The following is a 12,186-nucleotide window of genomic DNA, read 5'->3' on the forward strand; positions in this document are numbered from 1 at the left end:
TAAAACCTTAATGTTCTACAAAAACCAGATCCAGAGTATAAAACTAAGTCCCATCCGATCGATTGAATATAATTTGCGACTGATTTATATTATTCAAAACAAAGGTATCTCCTCTAACCCAAGTTATTTGTTGTCCTTCACCGAAGGTTCTATTCAACACATTAATAGCCAAATTAACAAAAAACTCTTCATCGCTACCTGATACCATAGGTTTCAATGTCTGAAAGTTTTCAAAATGAAAATTTACAATGTCTTTTTCAACATCCCATACTCCATTCAGGTTAACTTCATTATTCACATTGGTAATTTTATTTTTGTCCAACTCTTTTACTTCAACCCGAAAAGTAACCGTGTAATGATTAACATTGTAAAATCTCAACCTACCTTTAAGCACTCCCTGAATATTCCCTCCAAAATCAACCAGATAATCATCCGTGTTATTGACATAATGCCTCACATCAAAAACCCAATCATTATCATTTAAAATTAGAGCGTTTTTTCCACTTAGACCGACACAAAAGTAACTTACCACTGAGAAAAAAATGATAAAAAATACTATAATCAGTAGCTTCAAATGACCTGGCATAAGTTATCTTCCAGTGGTATACCCTTGTTAACTTTTACTGCTAGAGAGAAATCCACGCCATTATCTAGCATAAATAATATGGTAAATGAGTATTTTTTTTTAGCGGAAACAATTACGCTAGTTATCTCTGCCAGGTTCTCATCAACATTGATTAAGATGCACTTTTCGATGAGAGTTGAGAGCTCATTGTCAATTTTGTTGTTTTTATATTTAAGTATTTCAATACCATCGATTGCAACCTTATTATAATCTATCAATCGCCCATTAAAGCCCTCACCTTGTTTTATCCCGCCGTAAACAGACAAAGATACAAGTAGGGAAAACAGTGCAGCATTGAGGCCAAAAATAATGGGTCTTTGATTAACATATTTGATAAATGAAGAAGATGTTCTTTCGGCATCAACACTCTCGACCTTTATACCGGAAGTAAGCTTGTAGCCCATTTTTGTCACAGTTTTAATTATTTTTTGATCTTTAACATTGTCCCCCAAAAACTTACGTAAAAGGGAAACCGTTTGATTCACACTGGTTTCATCTACCACTAATCCGCGTTGATTCCACACCTCTTCTAAGATCTGCTCACGAGTAACAACCTCACCATTACTAGAGATCAACACGGCTAACAACCTGGATTCGTTCAATCCAAGCTCAGTTATGGTGTTATCTTCCTTATCTGTCAACTGATGAGTTTTAACATTGAATAGGTATCTCTGACCTATTTTGTAAGTAATATCATTCTCACTATTCATGGTAATTTACATCTACACTGGTCCCGCAGAATCGCGAATAAACACTCAATAAGTTATAAAACAAAAATTTAGCCATTGAATGATATATCTCTTACAGCAACAAAATGTATCAAGAATGTATCATCTCTGTATTATTATAATTAATAACTTGAATTCAGATGAGAGGAAAGGTGTGACTAAATAGGGGGAAACAGAAAGTCGAAGCCGGTAATAAATGGTAAGGTACGAAACTCACCTATTGGCTAGAGATTGATGTTTAAATTCGTATAGTAAGTGAAAATTGAAGATGTAAGCCTGGACGACATATTGACGTTTAAATCTGAAATTAGCGTTGGTTTATTTTTGTATAATGCAGTTAAACTTGCCCCTTTTCTGCCAAGCCACTCCGTGGCTAAATTGACAATCACTATTTAGCACTTTGCCAATCAATAAACTCCGTGGCAGGCATAGGTTGGCCGTATACATAACCTTGAATGGCCTTCACTCCACGCCTATTAAGGTAAGTAACTTGATTCAGACTTTCTACTCCTTCGGCGACAATATCCAATTTTAAGCTCTTAGCTAAACCAATGATTGAATCTAATACTGATGTATCTTTGTTTTCTGTTATGGTATCGATGAATATTTTATCTAATTTTAGTGAGCTAAGTGCCAATTCTTGAAGATAGAGAAAGCAACCATAACCAGTACCTGCGTCGTCTAAGCTGGCAGTTATACCAAGTTGATAGAAATCTTCAAGGTATGATCGAGCCCCTGGCAGATCGTTGATTTCCAATCGTTCGGTGATCTCAAGCTTGATCTGATTCCCATTGATCACGCCTCGCTCGACATAGTCTTGAATAAACTTAAATAGACGTCTCGACTTCAAATGTTCCGGAACTATGTTAATACTTAAATATTTGTCACTATCAGACCAGCCTAATTGATTAAAATTATCGAATGTTTTAGATAAAAACTGTTCTGTGATCTCTATAATTAATCCAGATTTCTCTGCATAATTGATAAACTCATAAGGAGACGCGATTAGCCCATTATCCTTGACGAGTCTCACCAACACTTCAGCCCCTAAAACATGACCAGTATGACTGTCAATGATGGGTTGATAGAAGGGCACGAAAGCCTCTCTGGACAGGCCATTCAAGATCATACTCTCTTCAATATTCACCTTTTCTTTAGAGTAAAAAACTTTCTTGAAATCAGTGTAATTTAGTTTAGAGAATCTCTCAAACAATGAGTCAAGACTCAGCTTACCGCTGTAACTTAAAATATTTTGCATATGCTCTCGCTCAAGCTCGAATAATGATAAGGAAATGCTAAGTGCTATACACAAAATGAGACAGTACCCACAGCATTTATTTTGAAAGTTTATAAAATCCGCCAGCTTCAATTGTTTCACAAAGGTACACATAGAGCTGTGCAGACTATCCCTGTAACACTGACTCTCAATATTATTCCCTAGTGTAGGTGGTGAAAAAAACAAAAAACCAGTTAGGCAGGCTAACTGGTTTTTATTTTTTAACTTTATTTAATGGTCTTAAGGCGTGCTGCTCTCCAGAATCACCGTTTGCGGTGCAACCTCGTTAGGTGCCGTCCCCAGATAGCCCCAGCTCACCACTGAGCCATCTTCTTTGATCGCAGTGAAGCCACCACTAGTGAAAGACACCTCTAGCACGCCGCTATTTAGCTTAGCTTGAGTCTCGGCATCGATAACACCACCATAACGAGTATCCCCCCAAGCCACTACGGAACCATCCTCTTTGAGTGCCGCAAAAGCTGTACTACTCGAAAACACCTCGACCACATCGCTGCCTAGCTTAGCTTGAGTCTCGGCATCGATAGCACCACCATTAGCGCTATTCCCCCAAGCCACCACTGAACGATCACCAGTGAACTCATCGACTTTGATTGCGGCAAAGGCACTATTAGTTGAAAACACCTCGATCACACCCCTAGTGAGCTGAGCGGCAACCGCACTGCTATCACCGCCATTACCAGCAGCCCCCCAGGCAACCACAGAGCCATCCTTTTTAAGTGCCGCGAAGGCCTGCAAAGTCGAAAACACCTCAACCACATCGCTACCTAACTTAGTTTCAGTCTCGGCATTGATAACACCACCATAACTAGCACTCCCCCAGGCCACCACTGAGCGCTCATCAGTGTGTTCATCGATTTTGAGCGCAGCAAAGGCATACCAATTAGAAAAAACCTCGACCACATCGTTGCCTAGCTTAGTTTCAGTCTCGGCATCGATATTCCCACCGGACGAGCTCTTCCCCCAAGCCACCACAGAGCCATCAGATTTTAGCCCAGCAAAAGAAGTACCAGTTGAAGATACCTCGACCACACCACTAGTGAGCTGAGCCGCAACCGGACTGCTGTCACCACCAAAAGCAGCATCCCCCCAAACCACCACAGCGCCACCTTTTTTGAGTGCCACAATAGCTTTGTCAGTGGACAACACCTCTAGCACGCCGCTATCTAGCTTAGCTTGAGTCTCGGCATCGGGCTTACCACCATAATTAGGATGCCCCCATATCACCAGCGAGCCATCCTCTTTCAGCGCGGCAAAAACATAATCATTTGAAAACACCTCTAGCACACCGCTAGTAAGCTGAGCAGCAACCGTACTGCTGTCACCGCCATTACCAGCATCTCCCCAAGTCACCACTGAGCCATCATCTTTTAACGCAGCAATGGCTAATTTTGCTGGAAACACCTCAAGCACACCACTACTGAGCTCAGCTGCCACCGCACTGCTGTCACCACCGAAAGAAGCATTCCCCCAAGTCACCACCGAGCCGTCGTTTTTTAAAGCGGAAAGTGATTGGAGAGAACCAAATATCTGTGTCACCCGCAGGGATTTAACCGTTTGGAACCCTTGGGTTTCCATGCCGTAATCATTATATGCCGTAACATCTACACGGACGCTTTTGTTGACATCGGCCTCGGTCAACACATAAGTAGGCTCCGTTGATACCGTTAACCCACCCACCGACCAGCGGTATTCATGTGACGCACTGTCACAATCGCTGCAAGTGATGTCGCTTTGCAAGGCCTGGCCGGCAATCCAATCACCGGTAATAGACAGCGAGCTGATGCTCGGCGCTACTGGCTCACTTATCGTCACCGTCACCACACCTTGAGCGACGTTATCATTAGCATCCACCACGCTGTAGACAAAACGGTCGGTACCATACTGCCCCGCTGTTGGCGTGTAGGTTATTGTGCTTGCATCGGCATTTATCGCCGCAGCCCCTAACGTGGCACCCGCAACCGTGCTCAATGTCAGCGACGCGCCCGCCTCACTGCTACTAATTGCACTGGCTAAGCCAATCACCACCTCAGTCTCCGGCGCAGTGGTAGCCACCACATTCTGCGCAGTAATCGCATTAGCTGAGCTAGACACGATAGAGAGAGTATTTGAGGTTTCATTCATCCCATCGCTGACCGTGTACCGTATGTAGTCTGTGCCGACAAAACCATTGGCCGAATAAGTGACATTTAAACCATCAAAGCTCAAACTGGCCGGCGCTGTCGCCGCAGCTATGCTCACTATGCTGACAGTATCACCATCGACATCGCCCACATAACTTGATAAATCAATGGTTTTGACTTCATTACTGAGGGTACTTTCCAACGCAAGCGAGGCCGTTGGCACATTATTCGGAGTAATTTCAATCGTCACCGTGTTCTGCGCAAAGCCACCCTTGCCATCGGTCACCACGTAAGTAAAGGTGTCCGTACCGACAAAGCCGTTTGCATCATATTCTATGCTCAACGGATTATTGACATCAATACTTGCCACACCTTGCGCCGATAAGACCGAAACCAGGCTCAAGTTATCACCGTTCACATCAGACACATGACCACTGACATCTATCGACGTCTGCGCAGTTAAGTTAAATACACCCGCATCTATCGCACTCGCCACCGGCGCCGTATTCGGTGTCTGTGCATCCGATACCGTTACATTCACCGCACCAAGGGCATAACCTTCGTTGCCATCGCTAATCACGTAGCTGAAATCTTCCACGCCCACGAAACCATTCGGCTCATAGTGTAAGCTGGTCGCTGAAGTCTGGGTAACACGCCCTTCGGCGCCAATAACACGGGTCAACGACAGCGCATCACCATCGGTATCGCCGATTAACCCCAGGGCGACCAAGTCAAGGTCTATCCCGGTTGCAGAGTCAGTATTTTGCAGCAGGTCTTTAGCCGTCGGCCATTGATTGGCTTTGACAGGGTTAGCATCGCTGACCGTAACCAGAATATCCCCCATCGCGTAACCACCACGACCATCGGTTATCGCATACACCCCATGGTCCACACCCACATAACCGTTAGGCACATAGTTAACATTCAGACCATCAAACGAAAACTCACCCACGCCGCCTTTAATCACCAACAATTCCAACGCGTCATTATCTGCATCGGCAATCAAGGTGCTCAAATCGACGCTCACCGCGCTGGCGCTGTCGGTAGTTAACGCCACATTTTGTGCGCTAGGCTGCAGGTTATCAGCCACTGCCGCATCATTAATCGCAATGAATATCTGTGACGTGGCCGTCTTGCCATCAGCCGTTACACTGTAATCAATCACTTCAACACCCGATTGCGCCGAGGTAAACACAAAAGAATGTGCCTCAGCATTGCTGATGTCGCCTAAACCATGGGTTAGGCTTGAATCAGTTAAAGACCAGTCCTGTGTAGCAAAATCAACACCGGAAGACACATCAATAACCAGAGTCTCACCGCTTTGCATGCTGTAATTTATCGGCATGACAGTTAAAGACGCCACCGGCGGCGGCGAAGTTGGGGCCACCGGCGTCAGTGGCTTCACCGGGCCCGATGTTTTGGTATCATCTGAGTCACTGCCACAAGCCGTTAACGACAACGCAGAAATGATGGCCAGAGGCAGAGATAATTTAGTAAAGTTCATTGTTTTATACTCCATACTCACAAATTAAATTCAAACATGGCATAGCGACATCCCCCGGTTAAAGTCGATGCGGTAAACGCAGGGGGCTTAGGAGCTATGCTGATGGAATGAATTTTAACCACCACCCAAAAAGTATTGTTTCAAAATTGTATCTTCACCGATGTCTGTGATGTTTAGCTGGGGTCATGACTGATGAGTCATGCGTTACTCTTTTAATCTTTAACACGCACCCTTGCTGCCAAAAACAAAAAACCAGTTAGACAGGCTAACTGGTTTTGATGGTTAAACGGTCTGTAAAGGTTTTAAGGCGCGCTACTCTCCAGAATCACCGTTTGCGGTGCAACCTCGTCCTCGTGTTTCATATTTTCCTATACAGCTTTAGCTTATAGTGAGCTAATGAGTACTTGTTTCTTGGTCGTTAGCTCTACCACAACATTTCTCTCTAGTGCGCGAGACTGAGTCTTATTAGCACCAGATGCTTCCTCACCAATTGCTTGCTTACTCAGGTCACCAACTTCCAGACCAGAATCCAAAAGGTAGTTAGCAACAGCTTCAACACGCTGCTCAGATAGCTTCATGTTATAGCTTGCAGAGCCTCGATTATCAGCCTGACCAACTAACACGATAGAGTCATCAGTTGAGTTTTTAGACTCTCTGACAATCTTATCCAACTTACGCTTGCCTGTTGAACTTAGCTCAGATGAGTCAAAACCAAATAGAATAGTCACTTCTTCTTTTTCTACTTTAGTCTGATACTTTGGTTCTACTTTGGGTTCAACTTTTGCTTCTATCACAGGCTTAGTTTCAGTGATGAGCTGCGGGGCTGGCTCAGATTCGATACCAAAGCGATAGGTTAGCTGGAGACCTATGGTCTGCGCGTCCATATCAACTGTGTTCCACGCGGTTTCATTCACGTCGGCAAATCTACGGTATTTAGCTGAGACAGCTAATGCATCTGTGATGTTATAACCAAGACCAATACCGAAGTATGCAGCAGTATCGGTTGCGCTGACATATTGACCCTGACCCATTTCATGGGCTAAATGATATTGATAAGCACCTATTTCACCTGTAGCAAACCATTTATCATCTAAAGGAAGCGTACCGACTAAGCCTAAAGTGAAACCATCGACATCGATTGCTTCACTACCGTCGGTGCTACCACCCCATAGATGAGTATCATCATCGGTACCTAGATTTTGCCAGCCAGCCTCAATCGCAAAATATTTGTTTAGCTGATAACCAACCAAGGCATTCCATGCAAGGTCGCTGTCATCTTGCAGATGACTTGTAGCATCTACAGACTGATAATTATTTTGACCAATACCGGCACCGATATACCAAGAATTGTCTACATTTGCAGCGCTAGCACCAAACGAGAAAGCCGCAATGACGAGTGTACCGATCAAAGTTTTATTAAAGTTTTGCATTAAACATCATACTCCATATATTTTTATCATTTTTAAATCGGTTGCGTTACTCGGTTGTGATAGTTAATAAATGACAGAATGACATTAGCAATTAACGGCACAATCCAAAGTAATCTAGTTCCAATTTCTGAGCGGTATTGTAGAGTTAAACACGAACCACAGCAAAAGCATAACCAACTGATAACAAAGGGATTCATGTTTATTTATAACGATTTATAATTTTATATATGACAGTCAAAGTACGGGGTACGGTAAAAAGACTAGAAAACTAGGAAGTAGTGATATTGAGAGTTTTAGCCATGCACTATTTATTGAATAAGAACCCGAGCCCTTACACTGTAAAAGGATAATAACGCCCTTGCTACAGCGTCAGACTCCTTCATTTTGGAGTCTGACGTTAGGAACTATGCCTAGGAGATAGTTAATCTTGAAAGGGAGAAGGTGCGCCCTCAGCACACATGATAAGTTCAATATTATCGAAAAGTTGAGATATCCACTGAAAGAAAGGATACTTAAGGAACAAAAAGTCAATTTCGACTGCCGAATACTTATCTCTTAATTTATAATATTCGGGTATCCAAAATTCAACATTATTAAGTACTTCACATGTCCAAATCTCAATATCTGAATAAAGTTCAAAATAATCATTGATCATCTGAACTTGTAATAGATCTTGCTCACTAATATTCATGTTACACACCAAGAATTGGGTTAGGATAAATTAGGCAGATGCTTGAGATTTCAAGTGATGGCATTACTGGAGTAATGACCCTGTTTGCTAATTAACAGATCTTATTCTGTAACAAACACGAGGCTAATTATGTATTACAGATAATCTCAAGCATCTGTCTTCAATATAACAGTGACTTAGTTGGTTAATGTTTCGAGCCTGTTTCAGGAATTTTATTAAACTCACGTAAGCCTTTACATTCAGGCTTAAGGTTTAGATTGGGGTACTATTTTTTCTTTATCAAAAAAATCACAAACAATAGTAACGCAGCGCCTACAGTCGCCGCGACAACACCTGTTCTAAATAGAGTAGTAACACTTCTATACTCATAAATTCTCCAACATTGGTGTGAGTTTGAAATTTGAGGTCAATAATTTTATCGAATGTTTAGGGAAAGAACATAACTTCCATTTCATGCTTACATACAGACCCACATAATGAGCAGTAATTTTCCAGTTTAACTATGTATGGAGGACCTAGTTTCATCATAGCCTCCCTAAACGCTCGTACACATTATTCATCAAGTCAGTGACGCCCATGTTTCACCAATATTTCAATTTCGCTTCTAAAGCATGTAGATAAAGCTATATACCTGACAGATAAAACCCTGTGGATACAATATACCACAATCCCAAATGCACTATTCCTTCGTAACGAATTTGTTAAGACCCTATTAACGTTATATATCAAAACTCCAATAATCTAACAAACAATAAGAAGGGATTAGATGAACAGACTAAATCGGATAAAGGTTAGTTATTTATCAGGATTGATAGCACTCAACCTAGGGATGTCAGCGAATGTTAATGCCACAGAAGGTTCACAGGCAGAAGCCAATTCTGACATAGAAGTAATCGCAGTTACCGGGATCAGAGGGAGTCTGATAAAGTCCAAGGATATCAAGAAAGGATCTGACAGTGTTGTCGATGCGATCACCTCGGAAGATATAGGTAAATTCCCCGATCAAAACGTCGCCGAATCACTACAAAGAATCACCGGCGTATCCATCGACAGATCCGGTGGCGAAGGCCAGTCGATCACAGTCAGAGGACTCGGGCCTGAGTTTAATACCACCCTGATAAACAAGAGAACCATGGCGACGACCAGTGGTGGACGTTCTTTTAACTTCGATATTTTAGCTTCTGAACTCATCAGCGGCGCCGAGGTATATAAGACTCAGTCGGCTAACCTACAGGAAGGCGCTATCGGTGCAACGGTCAATATCACCACCTTTAAACCTTTAGCCATTCCCGGATTTAAGGCCACGGGCAGTGTTAAAGCCGTGTATGACGAGATGAGCGGCACTACCAGCCCACAATTCTCAGGGCTCATCAGTAATACTTTTGATGATGAGAAGTTCGGTGTGCTGTTATCCTTGGCTCATAGTCAAAGAGACAGCCGCTACGATGAAGCCAATACCGCTTATTACGAACGAACCGATCTAACACTAAACGACGGGCGCACGTTTGATGATGTCTATATGCCGCAGAATTATGATCAAATAGCGCAAACTGAGTCCCGTGAGCGCACAGGAGGTAATCTGGTATTTCAATACGCGCCCATGGATAACCTGACCTTCACGCTCGATGCACTCTATTCAAAGTATGATGTCGATTACAGGCAAGATATCCTCGCCCATTGGTTCGAAGAGAATAAGCTCACCGATGTCACTCTGGATAACAACCGCACTGTGGTACAGCTGTCCATGGGTAATGGCAGTCACAGTGATTTCATGGTGCGACAATCGCAAACAGAGAACCAGCTAAAGGCCTTTGGTTTTAATGCGGACTGGGACTTAAATGACACTATCAACTTAGCCGCCGACATTTCATACTCCCAGGCCTCTTCGGATCCATTAGCTGGCATGACTGATACCGTCGCCGCGCGCCCCGGGGATTATAGCTACGACAGAAGCTCAGGTGCCCTACGACCTTCAATCATCTTCAATACCAATAACTCATCCAATGGCTTAACAGCAGGTTGGGGCGATAGATCTGGTACCCAAATCGATGATGAAGTCTTAGAAGTTAAACTCGATGGTGAATGGATAGTCGATAGTGGTGCATTGGCAACAATTAACTTCGGTGTGCTCTACTCAGACAGAACCTTCGGCAGCACAGACTATAGTACAAAATGGCCGGTACCTGTCATATGGGGTGATAACAGCTCACCTGTTTATTTAGATCCAAATCTGTTCAGTCATTTCGATGCCGATGGCTTCTTATCCGGAGGCGACGGTGCATCGGCTCAAAACTGGCTCACATTTAACTCTGAGGCCTGGTTCGACTACGTCACATCCGATGAAGTGATGGCGCAGCTCGACGACCCTGCAGCAAGCCATGCTTTACTGGACCAATACGGTACACAGATGTATGCCTCACCGACGGCCTATGAAGTCAATGAAACGCTCAATGCCTTGTACGCCGATTTTCATTTCGACGGCTACCTCTATGACATGCCATGGAAAGTCGTTACAGGCATACGTTACGTAGAAACGACCAGTAAATCTAAAGGAAATCAGATCGCGTTACTAGATCTGGTGTCTGCGCCTAATGAAGACGGAGTCGTACGTGCAGTAGAATCTGAAGATTACTTACCCGTAGAAGCAAGCAATAGTTACGATAACTGGCTACCTAGCCTAAATGCCAATATCGAAGTGATCGAGGATTTTATCGTGCGCGTGGCGTATTCTAAGAGCATCACCCGTCCCGAACTCGATGAGATGTCGCCCCTGTCTAGCTATAGCGGTGGACACCTTAATAGCTTAAAGGGCAAAGGCGCTAACCCCTTGTTGATGCCATTCACCAGTAATAACTATGATCTCTCTCTAGAGTGGTATTACCAGGAGGGCAGTTATGCGTCTGTAGCCGCCTTTAGGAAAGATATCTCTGGATATTTGGAAACCGAAGAAATACAGGAAGTGGTGAGCGTTCCCAGTGGCGATTACGACTATAAAATGACCCGTCCAGTAAACCAGAATGATGCTCAGATAACGGGTTACGAGTTTGCCATACAGCACATGTTTACCAGCCTGCCAGAGCCTCTAGATAGATTAGGTTTTATCGCTAACATGACCATAGTCGATAGCGATTCGAGTTCTTCAACCTCTGGAGATCCCCTGCCTTTGGTTGGCCTTGGTGATTCACAGAACTTGATCTTATTCTATGAGAAAGACGCGGTTCAATTCCGTATCGCCTACAACAATCGCTCGAGATTCATGCAGTCTAAGCCTTTGTCATGGCGCGGCGCCCATTATGTAGAAGATTATGCCCAGGTGGATATCAGCGGTAGCTATGATTTCAACGAAAACTTAACCCTATTTATAGAAGGGATCAATATTACCAATGAGTTAACCGTGAAGACGGCTGAATACTCGAATCAGGTATTAAAAGTCACAGAAACCGGCCCAAGATATTCATTAGGCATTAGAGGAGTATTCTAGCGCCAAGTAGGCTCTACGCTTAGTTAGTGACGGAGTGATTAGATGACTAAATGAGTCAATAATAAATGCAGCAGGAAACTTAAGCTTCCTGCTGCACTTTCATCTATTTATCTTCCTCCCCCATGTTAAGTCCCTTGTGATCCCTCTTATTGCTTTTAAAAGCGCTTATGCATCTCTTATTCAGAAGACAGACTTCAAAATCTTCGGCTAAACTCTTTACGGCCTAAATCCTCAATAGCTAAACCATATGAAACTACGTTAGTTTTTAAAGAGAAATTTATCGCACAGGGTAATGTATAGAGATGATTGC

Annotated in this window: 7 protein-coding genes; 1 reads left to right on the forward strand and 6 read right to left on the reverse strand. The window is 43.4% G+C overall.

Annotated features, from left to right (window positions below; genetic code table 11):
* Positions 1 to 43: 43 nt before the first annotated feature.
* The 6 genes from sps_RS19720 to sps_RS19745 form a co-directional block, all read right to left on the reverse strand.
* The gene (locus sps_RS19720) at positions 44 to 586 is read right to left on the reverse strand and encodes a hypothetical protein (protein ID WP_077754062.1); all 543 of its coding nucleotides are present in this window, start codon (positions 584 to 586) and stop codon (positions 44 to 46) included.
* Positions 571 to 1,335, reverse strand: coding sequence for a winged helix-turn-helix domain-containing protein (locus tag sps_RS19725; RefSeq protein ID WP_077754063.1), 765 nt, complete (start codon positions 1,333 to 1,335; stop codon positions 571 to 573). Before sps_RS19725 ends, sps_RS19720 begins: the two co-directional genes overlap by 16 nt.
* Positions 1,336 to 1,741: 406 nt before the next feature.
* Positions 1,742 to 2,611 (reverse strand): EAL domain-containing protein, encoded by an 870-nt coding sequence (locus sps_RS19730; RefSeq protein WP_169915849.1) that lies wholly within the window; start codon positions 2,609 to 2,611, stop codon positions 1,742 to 1,744.
* Between the two features lie 258 nt (positions 2,612 to 2,869).
* On the reverse strand, positions 2,870 to 6,274 hold the full coding sequence (locus tag sps_RS19735; RefSeq protein ID WP_169915851.1) for an Ig-like domain-containing protein: 3,405 nt from the start codon (positions 6,272 to 6,274) through the stop codon (positions 2,870 to 2,872).
* Between the two features lie 383 nt (positions 6,275 to 6,657).
* On the reverse strand, positions 6,658 to 7,704 hold the full coding sequence (locus sps_RS19740) for an OmpA family protein (protein WP_077754066.1): 1,047 nt from the start codon (positions 7,702 to 7,704) through the stop codon (positions 6,658 to 6,660).
* Between the two features lie 421 nt (positions 7,705 to 8,125).
* Complete coding sequence (locus sps_RS19745; protein WP_077754067.1) at positions 8,126 to 8,395, reverse strand: hypothetical protein; 270 nt, start codon at positions 8,393 to 8,395, stop codon at positions 8,126 to 8,128.
* A 766-nt stretch (positions 8,396 to 9,161) separates the two neighbouring features.
* Between sps_RS19745 and sps_RS19750 the strand changes: the two genes are divergently transcribed.
* A complete protein-coding gene (locus tag sps_RS19750; RefSeq protein ID WP_077754068.1) occupies positions 9,162 to 11,876 on the forward strand; it encodes a TonB-dependent receptor in 2,715 nt (904 codons plus the stop codon).
* The last annotated feature ends 310 nt before the right edge of the window (positions 11,877 to 12,186 follow it).

The organism is Shewanella psychrophila (genome assembly GCF_002005305.1).
GTDB lineage: Bacteria > Pseudomonadota > Gammaproteobacteria > Enterobacterales > Shewanellaceae > Shewanella > Shewanella psychrophila.

Bases quoted from the DNA above. Each gene is read 5' to 3' on its own strand.
- sps_RS19725 (WP_077754063.1), bottom strand. From the start codon at position 1,335: ATGAATAGTGAGAATGATATTACTTACAAAATAGGTCAGAGATACCTA.
- sps_RS19730 (WP_169915849.1), bottom strand. From the start codon at position 2,611: ATGCAAAATATTTTAAGTTACAGCGGTAAGCTGAGTCTTGACTCATTG.
- sps_RS19720 (WP_077754062.1), bottom strand. From the start codon at position 586: ATGCCAGGTCATTTGAAGCTACTGATTATAGTATTTTTTATCATTTTT.
- sps_RS19745 (WP_077754067.1), bottom strand. From the start codon at position 8,395: ATGAATATTAGTGAGCAAGATCTATTACAAGTTCAGATGATCAATGAT.
- sps_RS19750 (WP_077754068.1), top strand. From the start codon at position 9,162: ATGAACAGACTAAATCGGATAAAGGTTAGTTATTTATCAGGATTGATA.
- sps_RS19735 (WP_169915851.1), bottom strand. From the start codon at position 6,274: ATGAACTTTACTAAATTATCTCTGCCTCTGGCCATCATTTCTGCGTTG.
- sps_RS19740 (WP_077754066.1), bottom strand. From the start codon at position 7,704: ATGCAAAACTTTAATAAAACTTTGATCGGTACACTCGTCATTGCGGCT.